The 18,377-nt window shown below is 42.2% G+C and carries 11 protein-coding genes, 1 rRNA gene and 1 pseudogene; 6 read left to right on the top strand and 7 right to left on the bottom strand.

What is annotated here, in order from left to right; all coding sequences use genetic code 11:
• Positions 1–95, bottom strand: a 16S ribosomal RNA gene (locus tag M595_RS16725); the annotation flags it as partial.
• An 859-nt stretch (positions 96–954) separates the two neighbouring features.
• Between M595_RS16725 and M595_RS16715 the strand changes: the two genes are divergently transcribed.
• On the top strand, positions 955–2,814 hold the full coding sequence (locus M595_RS16715; protein WP_023067507.1) for a caspase family protein: 1,860 nt from the start codon (positions 955–957) through the stop codon (positions 2,812–2,814).
• 319 nt (positions 2,815–3,133) lie between these two features.
• Here the strand turns inward: M595_RS16715 and M595_RS16710 are convergent, their stop codons facing one another.
• Positions 3,134–6,160 carry a glycoside hydrolase family 10-like protein gene (locus tag M595_RS16710; protein ID WP_023067497.1) on the bottom strand — a complete coding sequence of 1,009 codons (3,027 nt, stop codon included), beginning with the start codon at positions 6,158–6,160 and terminating at the stop codon, positions 3,134–3,136.
• Between the two features lie 536 nt (positions 6,161–6,696).
• Here M595_RS16710 and M595_RS16705 point away from each other — a divergent pair.
• The gene (locus tag M595_RS16705) at positions 6,697–7,767 is read left to right on the top strand and encodes a protein kinase domain-containing protein (RefSeq protein WP_023067518.1); all 1,071 of its coding nucleotides are present in this window, start codon (positions 6,697–6,699) and stop codon (positions 7,765–7,767) included.
• A gap of 88 nt (positions 7,768–7,855) precedes the next feature.
• Here M595_RS16705 and M595_RS16700 read toward each other — a convergent pair whose 3' ends face one another.
• From M595_RS16700 to fraC, 4 genes are all read right to left on the bottom strand, one after another.
• Complete coding sequence (locus M595_RS16700; RefSeq protein WP_023067492.1) at positions 7,856–10,936, bottom strand: DEAD/DEAH box helicase; 3,081 nt, start codon at positions 10,934–10,936, stop codon at positions 7,856–7,858.
• 334 nt (positions 10,937–11,270) lie between these two features.
• Positions 11,271–12,095, bottom strand: coding sequence for an ATP-dependent sacrificial sulfur transferase LarE (larE, locus tag M595_RS16695; RefSeq protein WP_023067495.1), 825 nt, complete (start codon positions 12,093–12,095; stop codon positions 11,271–11,273).
• A gap of 53 nt (positions 12,096–12,148) precedes the next feature.
• Positions 12,149–12,754, bottom strand: a complete 606-nt coding sequence (locus M595_RS16690) for a DUF5357 family protein (protein WP_040484233.1) — start codon at positions 12,752–12,754, stop codon at positions 12,149–12,151.
• A gap of 5 nt (positions 12,755–12,759) precedes the next feature.
• On the bottom strand, positions 12,760–13,272 hold the full coding sequence (fraC, locus tag M595_RS16685; protein WP_023067474.1) for a filament integrity protein FraC: 513 nt from the start codon (positions 13,270–13,272) through the stop codon (positions 12,760–12,762).
• Positions 13,273–13,783: 511 nt separating this feature from the next.
• Here fraC and M595_RS16680 point away from each other — a divergent pair.
• The 3 genes and pseudogenes from M595_RS16680 to rpsD all read left to right on the top strand — a co-directional run bounded on the left by M595_RS16680 (position 13,784) and on the right by rpsD (position 15,963).
• Positions 13,784–14,017, top strand: coding sequence for a hypothetical protein (locus M595_RS16680; RefSeq protein ID WP_023067509.1), 234 nt, complete (start codon positions 13,784–13,786; stop codon positions 14,015–14,017).
• A gap of 385 nt (positions 14,018–14,402) precedes the next feature.
• Positions 14,403–15,026 (top strand): annotated as a pseudogene (locus M595_RS30190) (IS1 family transposase).
• 328 nt (positions 15,027–15,354) lie between these two features.
• Positions 15,355–15,963, top strand: coding sequence for a 30S ribosomal protein S4 (gene rpsD, locus M595_RS16670; RefSeq protein ID WP_023067478.1), 609 nt, complete (start codon positions 15,355–15,357; stop codon positions 15,961–15,963).
• 97 nt (positions 15,964–16,060) lie between these two features.
• Here rpsD and moaA read toward each other — a convergent pair whose 3' ends face one another.
• Positions 16,061–17,047 (bottom strand): GTP 3',8-cyclase MoaA, encoded by a 987-nt coding sequence (gene moaA / locus M595_RS16665; protein WP_040484231.1) that lies wholly within the window; start codon positions 17,045–17,047, stop codon positions 16,061–16,063.
• A gap of 299 nt (positions 17,048–17,346) precedes the next feature.
• Between moaA and M595_RS16660 the strand changes: the two genes are divergently transcribed.
• Complete coding sequence (locus tag M595_RS16660) at positions 17,347–18,366, top strand: GUN4 domain-containing protein (RefSeq protein WP_023067482.1); 1,020 nt, start codon at positions 17,347–17,349, stop codon at positions 18,364–18,366.
• Positions 18,367–18,377 lie beyond the last annotated feature (11 nt).

Raw genomic sequence — 18,377 nt, 5'->3', positions numbered from 1 at the left:
CCCGTCCGCCACTAACTCCGAAGAGTCCGTTCGACTTGCATGTGTTAAGCAGACCGCCAGCGTTCATCCTGAGCCAGGATCAAACTCTCCGTGTTGATTTCACCACTTGAGTTGAGTTAGCTTGTTCATTATTGCTATATTTCTATATTAATAATGAGTCGCTTTTTCTCTCTGGCTAGTTTCTTTTTTGTGTAAATTAGATGACTCTTAGTTTCCTAAAAGTCCTCAAAAGAATATGTTCAAGGAACTGTGCTTAGGCTTTCAAACTCTTTTGTTATCTAGGTTCGGGCGCGTTGGAAGCAGTTGTCTGTTTCTCGAGCGCATTTACTAATGTAGCTGACTGTTCTGGGATTGTCAACCTTTTTTCTAAACTTTTTTTTGAAGTGGGCTAACCGAAAGATAAATCTTAGAGCCAGAAGGAGTTTTAGCGATTGCAGTCTCTTATTCCTTGTTGGAGAGCTATCTCTTTTTACGCTTGTGATTGTCTAACTGCTCAGTCCCAAGGCTCTATTGTGAAACCGTTCACTCTCTTGTTGTGAGTACATTCTTCTTGTGACTCCTCCCCAAAGCCAACAATCCTAATTCTTGAGAACGGGTACTCAGAGCCAATACCCTCGTTCTATATATATAAGTGAGAGAGTCCGCCCATTGAGTGTGTTATCGTTTTTTCAGAGAATCAAACCTATATCTATTAGGTGTCAGCGGTCAGGAACCCTACCGATAACGTAGTAGAGCTTGTTGAAACTCACTTTTAACAATGGCAGTCCTGACTCGCCCCCTGAACACCAAACCCGGGTGTAAGCTTCTGAATCCTTCTCTAGTTCGGACTCTCTATATAAACTCTGTTTTTTCTCATCAGTACCTGTTTCTAATTGTCCTTTGGAAAGCGAAATACCCATCTCGCCTCGCTTTCCTCCCGCCCTCAACAGGGATGGGTATCCAGCGAGATTTTCTATGAAACATCACGCTTGCATCACAATCGGTATTAACCAGTATCAGTATCTACAACCCCTCAGCTATGCACAGAGAGATGCTGAAGCTCTACAAAGCTTCCTTGTAGAAAGAGGAGGATTTTCACCTGACAAAAGCTTATTGATGAGCGACACTTCATCGGAGGTGTGGGGAATTCCAACATATCCCAATCGGGAGAACCTCAAGGATTGGATCGAAGCCATGTGTAAAGAACAACTGCGTTCAGGTGATCGGCTGTGGTTTTTCTTTAGTGGCTATGGTCTGACTCATGAAGGCCAAGATTATCTTCTGCCTATTGACGGTAATCCCGCCGATATAGAAGCGACAGGAATACCTTTAAAGTTCCTCTTTGAGAACCTCCAAGAAGCTCCTACATCAGAACTCCTTGTTTTGCTTGATATCAACCGCAGCCAAGGAGCGCGTGCTGGAAATACGGTTGGAGCCGCGACAATGGAGTTGGCTAATCAAATGGCAATACCCACTCTACTATCCTGTCAACCGGATCAAGTCTCTCGGGAAACCTCCGCTCTGCGTCATGGATTCTTTACCGCAGCAATTTTAGAGGGACTAAACTCAGGACAATGCAAAACCATTCAAAACTTATGTCATTTCCTCAGTGATTATTTACCGCAGTTAACGGATCAACATCTGCGACCCAAGCAAAATCCGGTTTTTATCCTCAATCCCGTAGGTAAAATTGATCAAACCCTTTTACCAGAACAACTTCCCGCTACCGCAGCAATGGCAAGTCCTAACGGAAACAATTGGGTTAACTCATCTCTAGAACACAAAAATAATGGAGTCAGCCCGAAAACAACTGATAACCAAGTCAATATTCCTTTAAAGCTTGGTAAAAATCACTCCAAACAAACACCTCAAAAGTCTTCTAATCAAAAGTCTTCCAATCAAAAAACTCATCAGCCCTCGAATCAAACTCAAAGTCAAATCGACTCCCCGGCTCAACAAAATTCTACAAAAGAAACTATGTCGGACCGATCGTTTTTACAACAGCTTGTTCTCTGGAGTGGAGCCACCGCCCTTTTATTACTATTCGGTGTGTTCTATACAAATCGATCTATTTTTCTGGGTCAAAATACAACCGAGCGAGTCTCAACTGCTCCCCTAGAATTAGTTGAAGATTCATCGACATCTACATCGGGTTCTGAACCTAACTCAAGTTCAACCGCAACTAATAACGAAACAACTCAAACACCACAAGTTAATAGTGAAGTTTTACTAGAGCGTTCCAAAGCTTCTTTACAAAGTGCTTCGGCATCTAGCTTTAGTAATGCAATTGCTATGGCTAGTCAAATTCCTCAACAAGATCCTCTTTATCCCACAGCTCAAGAAAATATAGAACGCTGGAGTCAAACGATTTTAGATATTGCTGAGGGACGAGCAAAAGCAGAGAATTTCTCCGATGCACTGGCGGCGGCTAAACTGATACCTCAAAGCAGTCGCCCAATTTATGAACAGGCGCAACAACGAATTCAAAAATGGGAACAGAGACAACAAGAAATTGAAAAAAGTTTTGCTCCAGTTAAAGCTGCACAAGCAGGGATAAAGCCGGGACAAGCTTCGTCTTATAATAATGGGGTTACGCAGTTGCGTAAAATTCAATCTGACGAAATTAGTTACCCACAAGCTCAACAATTAATTGCTCAATGGAGTGCCGAGATTTTAAAGATTGCTCAGTCTCGCGCTCAAAAGAAACAGTTTGAAAGTGCAATCCAAGCAGCTAAGTTAGTTCCTGTGGAGACATCTTCCTATGATGCTGCTCAAAAAGCGATTGCGAACTGGCAAACTCAGCTTAAGGCTAACCAGAACGACAATAACAATTGACAATTGTTGAGTTGAGGTGAAGCTTGTCCAGACTTACGTTTGGTAGGATGAGCAGAATAGATAAGAAAAAATATATGTATCGACTTGATTGTTATCAAAGATAAATCGGGAATATTGAGTCTTCCATCAATAGAAATCTTGGTGATCAGCGTATGAAATGAAGATCAGATCAGATAGCAATCTAGAAAAATTCGTGGCAAAGAATGGGATAGGTAATACCTATCCTATTTATTTTATTTAATTGAGCTATACGATAACCTTGATAGACCGATGTCAGGAGAGTTAAAATCTCCTGATCTCCCGATCTCCCGATAACTGTTTACTGTTTTAACACCACTCGTTCACCGTAACGAAGCAACATTTTTAGAGTTGCTAACCGATTTTCCCAACTTTCGACTTGATAGCCTCGTTCTAAGGCTTGTAGGCGCATAGACCGTTGAAACTGACTTTCAAACGCACTCAAGAGACTTTGAGCAGTCTTCAGATTTGCGGTCGTCGGATTACTCGCTAATTGGTTCAACGCTTCAGCTAACTCCTCAGCTTGCTGACTCAGCGCTTGCAACTCATTATCTCGAATCCATAAACGGTCATTGGCTAATAGAAAACTCCATTCCCGTTTCAAAGCCGTATACCGATCAGCGGCGGCGACAAACGGTTGACGGTAGGGAATCGCTATCGAACGACAACTTTGATCAATACATCCCTGAGTGCGGTTAAAAAAGGCTTGTAAATGATTACCAATGCTTTCAACCGCAAAGATAGAATATCCACCCGTTGGTAAGTCTCGTAACGCCTGAATTTGATCAATTGCCACAATTTCCGGAATATCCAGAAGCTTCACCGAAGGCACAATTAAAGTAGCACCGAGACGATCAGAATGGGTCAGCGGCTGAGTAATTCGCTGTAAACGATTAGTATCGAGAGAATAAGTCATGGGTACAACCAAATCGACATAATTCTGTTGCGCCCAAGTTTCCCAATGTTGTTGAATTTTGCGAATACGATCCTGTTCAGGATGAGGAAAGACTGCCACTGAGAAAATCACATCTGGATATTGCTTTCGTAGCAACTGAGACACTTCCCGAACCATCGTATTGACCTGTTCAACTCGGAAGTTCACCCACTGTTGCCACAACTGACTATCTCTCGGACTCACCGAGATCGGATCAACTCCGGTTAACTGACGAAACTGTTCTCGTCCGGCGGTACCATAACCAAAGTTAAAATTGCGATTGGGATCTTGGAACGGATAGCGAATATAGTCAAGCTGTATCCCATCAACATCGTAGTTGTAGACAATCTCTCCGACAAGCCGGAGAATATAACTGCGAACTTCGCGATTGGCTGGATCAAGATAAGCTTTACCATCGCGTTCATGCCAAACTCGACCTCGACTATCACGATTCGCCCAGTCGGGATGAGCGGTCAGAACAGGCCCTAAATAGCTAGTCGGCTGATTGACTAAAGTATTATGGCGCTGATTGGCGGTGGCAAATGTCCACAACCAAGCGTGTAGTTCCATCCCCCGTTCGTGAGCAAGTTTAACCCCACTGGCTAAGGGGTCCCAACCTTGAGTGAGGGGGTTTTGCTGCGGTGCAACTCTAGTCGGATAAATGGGATAGCCTGCGTTAACGGTTTCAAAGAAAACCGTATTAATTCCGGCTTGGGCGAGTTGATCAAAGATTTTAGCGAGTCCCGCTTCTCCCCGAGCTTGCACAATCGTACCGCGATCAAGCCAAACTGCGCGAATTTCTGCCCCTGCTCGTTCCCCATCAATGGGATAATTTTCCCAAAGTTTTTGTCGAGCCTCTAACCACTGTTGGCGGGCGGCTGCCCAATTTTGTTGATTGACTAATTGGGGAAAGTCTTTGAGAACTTGTTGGACATAGGCGATCACTTCTGTTGCGGCTCGATTATCAATTGGATTGACTTGAGCGACTTCGTTGAGTTGAGTTGATGCCACTGTCAAACTCACCGGGGTACCGCTAGAATTGGCTGCAACTAAGGCATTTTCAAACCGTCCTAACAGGTTCATCAACTCTTGACGCATGGTGTTTGCCATGTATTCATCGATAGGTTCATTTCCCTGAGTGACGCTTAACCCCGCAGGTGCGACTTGATCGGACGGATCAGCAAAATCATCGAGTACGCTTTGATTATTGGGGGTGCGGGTTCTAGCTATATTAGAATTGGGAGTTGTCGGGGCTGGAGATCGAGAGGTTGAACCGGATGATAGAGTAGACATCAAAGATGAATTGCTCCCCGACGTTGCAGGTGTTGCTTCAACCGATTGGTTTCTTGGGGTTAGTCGATTAGAACGGGTGTTGTCTCTGTTTGAACTCCCTTGACTAGCGGCTCGATTTTGAGAAGTTTGCTCTGTAGAACGATCAGAGGCGGTATTCTTAGAGTCTGAGTTCCGATTAGCTTCTGTATTCCGTCCCCGATTCCGAGTTGTCGGTTGAACCGCAGTCTCTCTTGTCGTATTATTTGCTTCTGTGCGGCGATCGCGATTTCTCACAGTGGGTTGAACCCCAGGCTCTCTGACTGTATTATTCGATTCAACAGAACGGCTTGGAGTTGTCAATGAGGGTTGTACCGGAGTCGGAGTATTATTGACGGCTAAACCCGGATTAACACTGCCATCATAGCGATTTACTGCCGCTTGCAACCAAGCCGCATCAATATCTGCTCCTTCACTACTTCCCCAGCGCCAACCGATATAAGTTGCACTCCGAGTGGTAATTACAGATGGAGATCCGCCGCTTCCTTGCCAAACGCCTGCGGTGTAGCTTTCTAAGCTAGACGGAATTAACACACCCCCATTCACACTTCCTTGACTTTCAAAAGAGGGCGACCATTCGGTTAAGTCCCGACAAATTTGTTCTCGACAACGATTTCTTTTGGCTTCCGGTTGAGCAGCACTACTTAATGGAAAAGCCCAATAGGAACCCAGTAACGTCCTCAAAAGTTGACGGGCTAAAGGAGTGGATTTCTGACCAATCGGCCCGCTGGCGATTAGTTTTCCCCCTTGATTAACCCATTGTTGTATAATCTTAATCTGATCTGTTTTTAAGTTTTCTACATTCGGCAAAAACAGAACTTGAATACCTGCTAAATCGGTAATACTCCGAATATTATCGAGATCAACAGTTGTATAATTAACTTGGCTTGATTTCAGCCGTCCTTCAATCTGGCTCCAATTGGTTGCACTGTCAGAGCGAACTACTCCCAACACTGCACCTGCCATTGCGGTTGATGAACGTAACACCCAGCAACCGATTAATGTACCCGCCAGAGTTCCGACTAAAGCTTGTGTGAAAAAAGATAGCGAGTGCTTCTGAATCATATCTGTTAATTTAATGCGTTAACGACGTTCCCTGCCTCACAGTTGCACGTTTGTCATGCCCAATTTTCAGGGATGACAGTTCAAATTTGATGAGAATTAACCGGGTTCGGCTAACTACATCATAAAAAACACCCCAATCACAGAAATCTTAGATGAATCTTCACTATTCTACTCTACAAGAATTTGAATCACTGGGGAAGACACCGTATTCTAGCTTGCTCTTTTTACTCAAAATGTTAAATCAGATAGTTTTCGAGAAATTGAGAGAATAATCCGATTTAAGAGAGGAAACTGGTATTCAAGACTACAGTTTAACCTAGATTTCAAGATTCAGGAAAAAACAAGAACAAGAATTAGACAATAGGAACTGATGGGTGACAAAAAAGCTCTCCACTAGACTCAATCAGTTTAACTATTTTCAGCCCCCGATGCGTATCATTAACTTGTTGCAGGGTATCACTTCAGGACTGCACGAATAGACCTCGTTTTGATAGAGTAGAATTGCTATAGTAATATCGCTATGGGTTTTTCGCGTTATGAGTTATTGCTTCAATCTTCAATGTCCTAATCCAGCAGATCCAGCGAATAAAAATCAATTGATTTGCTGTAACTGTGGTTTTGATCTACTGTTACAAAACCGATATCGTGCAGTACAAAAACTTTGTGGAGAAGACTCTTTTAAAGTTTACGCTCAAGAGAGCGGTCAATATAAAGTTATAACGATAAACCCTCTATTAGATAATCTAAAAATTGTTTTGATTATGCAACACAAAGTGAAAGTTTTTAGGGAAATTAATCATCCCGGAATTCCTAAAATGGATCAAGATGGATACTATACGAAAAACGATGATACTCACTATTTAGTGATGGAATATATTGAAGGTTTAACTTTAAAAGATTGGATGATCCGACGGAACAAAAAACCCATTAGTGAAAAACTGGCGATAAAATGGTTAAGACAAATGGTAAAAATTTTGGATAAATTTCATCGTAAACATTATTATTTTCGCGACATTAATTCCAAAGCTATTACAGTGAAACCCGATGGAAATTTAGCATTAACTGATTATCAAATGTTACCTGATAAATTCTTTGATAATAAGGGAAATTTTACGGGTATTAATTGCTGTAATTTTTGTAGCCCGTCCCAGTACACAATAGGTGTCCCGTCCCAGGAAATAACAAATGAATTTGACTTTTTCTGCTTGGGTCGGATATGGGTATTTCTATTAACAGGAAAACACGCAAAAGCTTTTCCCGAAAACCCCAGAACAGGTAAGTTACTCTGGCGGAAATATGCTCCCCATATTTCTCAACATTTTGCTGATCTACTTGATTACTTAATGGCTACTTTTCCCGGAAATCGCCCTCAAAATTGTCAAGTCATTTTAAAATGTATTAGAGAAATCAAGCAAGAACAAGCAAAAACAACCAGTAATTATCAAGAAACATCCCAGACAAAAACTCAGAAAAAACAGAAAACCAAAAACAAGAAGAAAAAAAATCAGATTATTTATTCCTTAATAAACTGGCTAAATCAATGTTGGATTTCGACTTGGAATTTCCTGCGTACAATCAGCCAATATTTCGGTTTAAGGTCGAGGTAAGCGCATCGGTAAGCGGGATAATTGCCCTTAAAAGTCCAGTTAACGGTTGACTAAAAAAGCAGAAATCCCCTACAAAATTCTCCATCTGTTATTCCACATCTTCATTAATCGGATAACGATCCAGTAACTTTTTCGCATCTATTGCTTTTTGTTTAAAGCTAGAATTCAAATGAGGAACATGAGGAATTTGGGAGAGAAAATCCAACGTTCTTCTAATCATTCTCACTAAATCCCCCTCATCCAAACTCGTATGTTCAACTAACTGTAACCAATCAACTCCTTGACCCCATTGTTCGATAATTGCACTCATATTTTGATGTTCCCAGCGTTCAGGTAACACCAAAAACTCCACTTGATAATGACTTTGAACTTTGATCAACATTTTCCGTAAACCCCAGAGTCGTTCTAAAGCAGACTGTACAGGTTCTGAGAGCTGATAATCTGTCCAGGTATCTGATCGCGAAATTTCTGTGACTAACGCCGCACAAGCTGCCGCTAATTGGGAGGGTTCTAACTCATAAAATTCCCCAGACATCAAGGCAATTCCCAACCATAATTCATTATCGCCCCGCAAAGCTGCCGTCGCCTGACCTAAAACAGTCGGTTGTAATTCATCTAAGGCTTCAAACTGCTGTAAAATCAAAATCAAATCTAAAAATTTCTGCCAATAATGACCTTGATTTGCCTCAATTTCTGCTTGTAATAACCGAACTTCATAATTGAGATCCGTCCACCTTTCTCGACGTTTTAACAACTTCTGCGGTTTACCCCATTCATACAATGGATGCGTTTCTAACTGTTCTTCAATCTCCCTAACTTGCTGCATTTGATGTTGCACTTCTGGGGGAACTTCTGGCATCGGCACCTCAGAAATTTGTTGGGCGACTGCTTCACTGAGATGATCTCCTTTCCGCTTCTGACCCAACTTATAGGGAATATCGGGAATATCCATATAGTCTACTGCGGTTAACCGAGGTAAGTCCCCATGCAGCCCCACCACATCAGACGCCCCTACCACATACCAACGGTTATCTTGACCTAAACAGAGAAAATAAGGCGCTTGACCCGGACTCGGCGTTTGGGCGACCAATACCGCCCCTAATGGTTGGTCTTCTGGGTTCCTCGCATTCGGAGAAACGTGTTTACCTCTGAGACTAACAAGGGTTCCTAACCCCGCAGAAACCAACGCCTGAGACATTCCCGCCGTTCGAGTTTCTTCGGCTTGATCTTGCAAAACCTTTAACAAGCGTCTTTCTTCCCGTAGACGGGCTTGTAGCTTCTCGTAGTTCGCGATCACGGTTTCGAGATCTTCTATGGTTTGATCTCCCTCTAAGCCCAAATTCGCTTCAATATCAGCAAGTTCGGCTTGGAGTTGCTGCATCTCCTCGGATTGAGGTTGGAGTGATGCGGTAGACAAATATTGACCAAAACTGCGTTCAATTAATGCTTTTGCTTGTTCTAGGCTGTGGGTTTGCAACAAGTTCAACACCATGCCATAACTCGGTGTAAACTGACTCACTAAGGGATCAGGTTCAGTTGTGGCTAGATAAGCGGCTTCTGTTGCCCCTTCAAAGGGAGTTTGAACTGTGACCACATGACCCAACAAGTCCATGCCTCGGCGTCCAGCCCGACCTGACATTTGCAAAAATTCTGACGGTTTGAGTAGACGGATACCCTCATCGGTACGTTTGGAGAGGCTAGAAATCACTGTTGTTCGGGCGGGCATATTAATTCCAGCCGCCAGGGTTTCGGTGGCATAAACAACTTTAATTAAACCCAGAGTAAAAAGTTCTTCAACTAAGACTTTCCAGGTGGGTAATATTCCGGCGTGGTGGGCGGCGATACCCAAATACAAGGGTTCGATACTACGAGAGGGAGAAACATCGGTATTGTGGGCGCAAAAGATATCGATTTTTTCTCTTAAAAGTGTGGCTTCTGCTTCATTCACCAGGGAAATAAAGCCCAGTTCATGGACGGCATAAAAACATTCTTCCACTGCTAGATCGCAACCTCGACGACTGAAGATAAAATAAATCGCCGGAAGCATTTCTTCTTCTTGAAGTTCATAGAGAACGTACAAGGTTTCAGGAACAAACAGAACTTTGACTAAACCCTGTCGAAATAATTCAGCAACGAATATTCTCCAAGCCGGAGGGAGTTCTAGATGATAAGTGGCTATACCCCGCGAGAGAGAGTCTAGAGACTTAAATTGTTTAAGTTTGGGGTTAGCATTTAAAAAGGCGTTAATGGCAGTATTTAAACGATCAGCTTCACTGGAGTTAACAAAAGAAATACGTTCTATTTTGGGATCGGTGACGGCGCGATCGCAACCTTTACGACTGGAGATGAAGTAAATGGTTGGGAGAGTTCCTTGCTTTTGTAGTTGCTTGAGGGCGCTAGCCAAGCTTTGACCTTGTTGTTTGTGTTTATTGTGGAAACGAGAACGACGGTTATCAAATCGATTATTGCGTCGTTTTTTGGGTTCTAAGTGGCGGTTGATCTCAGTACCCGAGTCATTTAATAGAGGATACAGTCCTTGAGTGTTGCAAAAGTGAAATTGTAGGGGAACGGGTCGGAAGTTAGAATGGATCAGTTCTGTTGGCCCGTGAACTTTACACAACCAGTCGGTGAGTTGATCGCTGTTGGCGATGGTGGCGGAGAGGGCTAGGAGTTGAATTTCGGGAGGACAGTAAATAATTGATTCTTCCCAAACGGTACCGCGAGTGCGATCGTTCATGTAGTGACATTCATCGAGGACAACCGCTTCCACGCCTTCGAGGGAAGTCCCCACTTCACCAATCGGTGTCCCATAAAGCATATTCCGAAAGATCTCGGTTGTCATCACCACGACAGCAGCTTCTCGGTTCATGGAGAGATCACCCGTAAGCAAGCCCACGTTCTCGACCCCAAACCGTTCTTGAAAGTCTCGTAATTTTTGATTGGATAGGGCTTTGAGGGGAGTTGTGTAAAACACTCGTCGTCCCCGACTCAAAGCGTGGTAGATGGCATATTCCCCGATCAGTGTTTTTCCCGAACCTGTTGGGGCGCAAACCACCACAGATTTACCTGCATTCAAAGCGTCGATCGCATCTTGCTGAAATGGATCGAGTTGAAAGGGAAAAAGTTTGTCGAGTTCGAGCGGTTGAGAATTTGGGGTAGAGTAGGACACTAGGATAATATTGAAACAATCAAAGGACTGAGTTATCCTTCTTAACCTGAGTCAGTTCAGGCAATAAGGTCTTTATAATCAATTTTAAGCTTTTCTTTGAGAAGTGTTGGAATCCAAAGGCTGATGAGGGTCAGGGGCTAGCAACGAAGGCAGACTTTCTCCGCAGGGAATATGGACGGTCATCAAATTGTCACATTAAACTGGAGTCTGCTCTGCGATTCCCCTGACAATGAGATTAGCGTTTAACTGTCGCCTGCTCCCTGCCATATCTTGATGGTGGGGTCATTTTATGAGTTCATGTCGGGGAACGTCCTCGTTGGGTGAGAGGGCAGTTTTAGGATTGTCCCAAGGCTTCAGGGGTTAAGACTTGGTTAAGTTTACCACTACGATATCCTTCCAGGTCTAAGGTGACATAAACAAAGCCAAATTCCTGAAAGATTTTGACGAGTTGCGACAAATCTATGGTTAATACAAATTCCTTGATTTGATCGGGGGGGAGTTCGATACGAGCGGTATCTTTTTCTGAACGCACTCGTAAATTTTGCCATCCCAGTCGGCGTAAATAGACTTCTGCTCGTCCGACTCGTTGGAGTTTGATCACAGTGATTTCTTCTCCGTAGGGAAAGCGAGAACTGAGACAGGGTTGAGCGGGTTTATTCCATCTTGATAAACCGAGTAATTTTGAGAGTTCTCGCACTTCGGCTTTACTGACTCCGACTTCAGCTAAAGGCGATCGCACTCCGCGTTCAATCGCTGCTTGTATTCCCGGACGATAATCTCTTAAATCATCAGCATTGACACCATCAACGATGTAAGGATATTTCCATTGTACCGCCAGAGGCTTCAATGTATCATGGAGTTCACTTTTACAAAAGTAGCATCGATTGACAGGATTAGACGTATAGTTGGGATTTTCCATCTCATGGGTAGAGATTTCTTGATGACGAATTCCAATTTCTACAGCTTGAGTTCGGGCGTCTTCTAAGTCTTCGGGGAGTAATGACGGGGAAACTGCGGTTACGGCGAGGGCGCGATCTCCGAGTACATCATAGGCGATTTTGGCGACTAAGGTGCTGTCTATTCCTCCCGAGTAGGCGATTAATGCCTGTTTCATCTCCTGAAACAAAGATTGGAGTTGTTCTAACTTTTGGATAACCATTGCCTGCTTTAGATATTACGTGGATTGTCCTGGTTTATAGTTTAAAAGATTTGTTAAAATTGTTCATCTAATTTGAGAAAGTTATGATTTTTAGCGTGGAGCAAGCTAGAGGCGGGTTGAAGAAATGCTGAACGGGGGCGAGTGATGCTCGGATTGAGTTCGGGATTGTTTTCCATCTGCTGAACCAGTAAAATATAAAGTTCGATCCAGCAACTTAACAACACATGAATTAAGATAATTGTCACTAAGCTTGTCCGACTCAAAAGCGGTGGTGAGTTTTCCGGAGAGCGACTTTTAAACCCTTCCATCACGGCAATGAAAACCGCAGCAATTAAAGGCCATGCTTTGAGGGCGAGAGTTGGATCAGTGTCTTCTGTGAGTTGATAAATAAGTAAGGAGATAAAGGTGGCAATTACCCAGGGACTTAAGGGTAATTTGCCGATAATAAAAGGCGGTAGACTCGTTGCCCAACCTATACTAATGGTGATTAAAATCCAGCCAACACCAGCAATGAAATCTTCACCTCCATCGAGGGCGAAGAAAGATAAAATCCAAATAACGATGCTGAATAAAAGCAGGGTTTTCCAATGAACGAATCGGGGCGGAACTGCCGGACTAATCATCATTTTTGCCCGATCCATATTTTTTTTAAAGTCCATGATTTTTAGAAGTAAAAGACACGAATTTTCAAGAGGACAAAGAGTAACGTTACAGTATAACTAATAGTATGAGCTTTAGTAACGATTTTAAATTGATTTCCCCATTGTGTGCTTCTTTCTAGATTTGAAGTTGATGTCGCTTGGTCTGAAACGCTGTTGTCGTTGTCAAAAACAAACATATCTAAGAAAAGCAAGCCAATCCACTTCACAAGCAAAAATAGCAAGAAATAAAATAAAGTCAGAACTATAACATCAGGAGCAAATTTTTGAAAGTCATCTAAGGTTAAATAAATAATGAGGTGTCGAGCGGTGTTAAACGGGAAAAAAGTTTGTAAAGAAGTAAAGACAATTGCACCAAAAACTTCGGCAAATAAATCAATAATTATTGCATATTTTACTCCTTGTTTAGGAGATATTTTAAAAGATTTTTGATAAACAAAAGACTCAATGGTAATGGTCATTAAAAGACGTAATAATCTAAATAAAATTGCTCGACCTGCTAAGATAAATGGCTGCATACATCAAACCTTTTTCACTGAATGATTACAATCTTCGTTTTTCGGAAACATCAGCCAGAGATCCAAAATCTCTACCTGTGGTTTTAGAGTCGTTGGACGACCTCAATTGATCATCGAGACTTCATCTTCTAATTTTTTCACGATGTTGCAGTTGTGAATTGATCGAATTTTGATCTAAATTAGATTCAAGCATTGTTACTTGATCCCAAAGACTGAAATAAGTCCGGTCAATTGAGTTGAGGTGATTGCTCTGTACTGAACCGTTCTGTCGGCTTAAAGAGAACAGTCAACCTCTGAATCTCAATCTATCATGTTGATGTAAACTCGTAGATTAAACTTATCTCATTTTATTGACCGCAGCAGGCGGTCACAGGCAAGCCCGCAGCACGCGCAAAGGCTGTGCAAAATCGGAGGCAACCTTTGATTTGTACCGAGCCGGATTTTAAATCTGGGGAACCTGTGACTTTGAGTACAAGGCAAGTAATGACCTGATTGAAATTGCCCTCACACTATGAATTATCCCATTCCAAAAAGTTTGACAGAAATGATCACTCTGAGTCAACAGCCTGTCAGTGAAGAACTGGTTGCCTCTGCGATCGCAGGTGTCATTCAAATTGCTCGTTCTCAGCATCTATCTCTCGAAGATCTTAAAGCCGAAGTTCTCGCCGATGACTGTCTTCTCAGTTTAGAACAACGCTTGTGGTTAAGTGAATTAGTTGTCCTAGCTTGGAACGGCTTCTCTTGAGTCCTCAGCACCTCTCAGTGAACAGTATGACCCGTGACCCTCTACTGTTCACCGTTCAGTGAACTATCTACGCAGACGCTTTGCTTTCTGGCGTAGGCTTCCAGCTTCTTGATCAATCTGACAAGACCGCATCAACAGATCGATCATTGATCGGAAGTTGCCGCACAGAGGATTTCCGCCCCCTGGTTGGTCTTACACTTGCTCCACTGGCAGTCGCCCCTGTTCCAGAGGCGATAATTCTTAATCCTTCCCACGCGAATAATTAAAGTCAGCGACTCCCGAAGCGAGAGCCACTGCTCTCCAGAACGGGCGTTGCATAATCGCGGGATGATTTACAATTGAGGAAAAAGTTAAGCTTTGGCGATCACCTGCTCAAAAAATGAGTATAAACTGTCCAAAATGTCAATCTCGTAGCATTATAAAAAATGGTCACAGAAGGGGCAAACAGAACTATCAATGTAAAAGCTGCGGTCGCCAATTTATTGAGTCTTATTCAGAAGTAGGTTATTCCCGAAAAGTCAAAGAAGACTGTTTAACTATGTACCTAAATGGTAATGGATTTCGGGCTATTGAAAGAATTACTAAAGTCAATCATAACACAGTAATTCGCTGGGTGAAGCAGATAGGTAATCAGCTAGCAGATAGCAAGGAGGATTACGAAAAACCAGAAGTGGTTCAACTAGATGAACTCCAAAATTTATAGGCAAAAAAAAATAAAGTCTGGATCTGGACTGATTTAGACAAAGACTACTCCGGGATTTTATAATATGTAATCGGAGATCGAAGTGCAGAAACATTTAAAAGATTGTGGCAAAAAATAAAGCATTGGAATTGCTATTTTTGGATTACAGATGGATCTAAAGTTTATCCGAAATTTATTTCAGATGGAGACCAGATTATTAGTAAAATATCGAGGACAAGAGTCGGAGGATAAAATAGCTGTTTACGTCATTATCTAGCCCAACTTCATCGCAAAATATTCTGCTACTCTAAGTCAAAAGAGATGTGATTTTTATCAATAAAACTACTAATTTACTATCTCAAGGATAAGAGCATTGCTCAAATAATTTAGGTTCAAAATCAGGGCAGTATTTGGGGGCGAGTGCTACTGAATAAAAAACAGTTAAGTTTAATAAAAAATCCAAATCATCCCGCAGTAATGCAATGCCCACGATTGATTTAGAGTGAATGCACTTTACCATCACACAAGCCTGGAATTGATCAACTCGCGGAGGCGATTTATCCCACACTGACACTGCGTTTTCAGATCTGGGGCTTCTCGTCGCTCATGCTAAAATAGAGGTTTGGTAATAAATATTATGGAGAGAGGAAGTTAAATGTCTCGATATAGAGGCCCCCGTTTAAGGATTGTTCGTCGTTTAGGAGACTTACCCGGATTAACCCGAAAAGTCGCTAGACGCGCTTATCCCCCTGGTCAACACGGTCAAGCCCGTCGCAAACGCTCTGAATATGCGATTCGTTTGGAAGAAAAGCAGAAACTCCGGTTCAACTACGGTCTTTCTGAAAAGCAATTGCTGCGTTATGTGAAAAAAGCACGTCGAGCCACAGGTTCAACGGGTCAAGTTTTGCTACAAATGTTAGAGATGCGTCTGGATAACACCATCTTCCGGTTAGGGATGGCTCCGACAATTCCCGGCGCTCGTCAACTCGTCAATCATGGTCATGTTACCGTTAATGATCGGGTCGTCGATGTTGCCAGCTATCAGTGTCGTCCTGGAGATATTGTTGGGATCAGAAACAAAGAAAAATCCCGCGAAATGGTCAAAGCCAACCTCCAGTATCCGGGTCTGGCGAATGTTCCCTCTCACCTGGAGTTAGACAAAGAAAAACTGCTCGCTAAGGTGAATAGTGTTATTGATCGCGAATGGGTCGCACTCCAAGTTAACGAACTATTGGTGGTTGAGTATTACTCACGTCAAGCTTAATTATGGTCTGTGGGTTGGTTGTTCGTAGAGGAAGGAAGAATTTGAGAAGGGAATCAAAACAATAACGCTGCTTTCTTCTCCTCTCCCCTCTCAACAACTAACCACCAATTTGTGACATGGTGCGACTATAACCGTCGGTTGTCCCTGCTTCTCGTTGTTTGAAGTTAATATCGGGTTTGATCCGAAGTCGGTATTCTACCCGTTCTCGCAACTCCTCAAAGGAAACGCCTTGACGAAGCGGGGTTTTAAGGTCTATCTGACCCGTTTCATTGAGGAGACAGGGACGCAACCAACCATCGGCCGAAAACCGCATTCGGTTACAGCGATCGCAAAAACATTCCGACATCTGACTAATAAAGCCCAGTGTTCCTTTGGCGCCGGGAATTTGAAACACATCAGCAGGGCCGTTTCCGCGTACATGAGACTCCGTTAACCCCCAACGATCGCGAATTTGTTGTCTGAGGTCAACTGAAGCGATCCAGCCGCAATCATCAAATAATTGACCATTCCCAATTGGCATAAACTCAATAAACCGCACGTGCCAATGTCGATCTATCGTTAAAGCAGCTAGGTCTAACACTTCTTGATCGTTCACCCCTGGAATTACCACCACATTCAACTTCAGGGGATCGAACCCAACTCGATAAGCGGCTTGAATACCGTCCCAAACCTGTTGCCAGCGATCGCGTCCTCGATTACCAATAATCTGATTAAACGTATCAGGATCGAGAGAATCCAAACTAATATTAATCCGCCTTAATCCTGCATCATACAACGGTTGCGCCATATTTGCAAGTAAAAAAGCGTTCGTGGTCATCGCCAAATCTTGGGTTTCGGGAAAAGCCGAAATTTCTTCAACTAAGTTTACCACTCCCGGACGCAGCAACGGTTCACCCCCGGTTAGCCGAAAGCGAGTAAACCCCACCGGAATAAACACCTCTCGCAGCAACGTCAACAGTTCATCATTGGTGAGGAGGTTCTGCTGCAAAATATAGTCCATCTCCGCCCCTTCCGGCATACAGTATTGACATCGGAAGTTACAACGGTCTATTAAGCTAATTCGGAGATAATCGACTGTATTCATAGAGAATTTATTACCCTGGCTTCATCTATTCTCTTATTATGTCGAATTTAGAGGCGATCATCACGATTACATTCGTATCTGTAAATTGGGTTGAGGCTACGAAACCCAACAGATATTCTAGATTAGTAGATTGGTAGGTTGGGTTGAGGCTACGAAACCCAACAAATATTTGAGTGGGTTCTTAATCATTGACACTTCTCTATCGCCGATGTATTTTTAGTACAGAAGCGTTGGTAATTTGAAGCTTGACCTCTAATCAGTCTGATGTATTCCTTCAATTGCAACAGATCTATACTCTGTTGAACCAAGTCAGTGAAAAAATTTCAGCAATTGAACAACGAGAGGCTGAAATTTTATCTATACTCAAACAATTTCAGCCTTTTGATCCCTCCGAGATTCAACTTAAGCTCTTAAATCTTGAATCACAACTCAAAGAAGCACAGAAAGAAAGGACTGAACTGAACTCTCAAATCGCTAATATTCCATCATATATAGAAAAAAATAATAGTGGCTTAACAGAAAACATTGTTCAAGAAATTTCGCGGCAAGTTCAGCCAAAACTACAAAATATCCAAGAACAACTAATTTCATCTATTCAAGCCAATCTCACAGCAGAATTAGAAGATATAGAAAAACGTCAATCACAGGTAATTGTTGAAAAATTATCATCCATCCAAGAAAATTTAGAAAGGAATCAAACTCAATTTTTTAATTCACAGGCTAATCAAGTTAACGAATTTTTAAAACAAGTTTCTGATTCTGTACAAAAAACCCAAAATTCTGAATCCAAAGATGAGAATATATTACAAACTAAAAAGTTTTCCAGAAAAATAGAAGAACCAACTCAAGACTTCAAGTATAAAACGTTAGAGAACTTACTCAAAGATAAACAATGGCAATCTGCTGATAGACAAACATTGATTTTAATCAATCAAGCTTGTAACAAGTTAGCTGATGATCTGCTTTTAGATAAAAAGGATATAGAAATTCTGCCCTGTACAACTTTACAAGCTATAGATGAACTTTGGCTTAAATATAGTTCTGGTAAATTTGGATTTAGTGTACAAAAACAAATTTTTGAGTCGTCAGGCGGGAAAATAGGAGTTGATAATTATAACGATTACTGTAATTTTGGTAAAAATGTAGGGTGGTTGGTAAATAATAGATGGTTTTATGAATCTTCCATTTATTATAGTTCCGACGCTCCTAGCGGACATTTACCTTTATTATTATTCGTTAAAATTATTCGAGGAATACGTTCTAGAAAATTATATTTTTCGGACTTTTTATCAAAATTGAATAAATGTAGAATTGGCTAATAGCATTTTTG

The sequence above is a fragment of the Lyngbya aestuarii BL J genome (genome assembly GCF_000478195.2).
Classification (GTDB): domain Bacteria; phylum Cyanobacteriota; class Cyanobacteriia; order Cyanobacteriales; family Microcoleaceae; genus Capilliphycus; species Capilliphycus aestuarii.
This window is presented reverse-complemented; position numbering and strand designations above follow the sequence as displayed.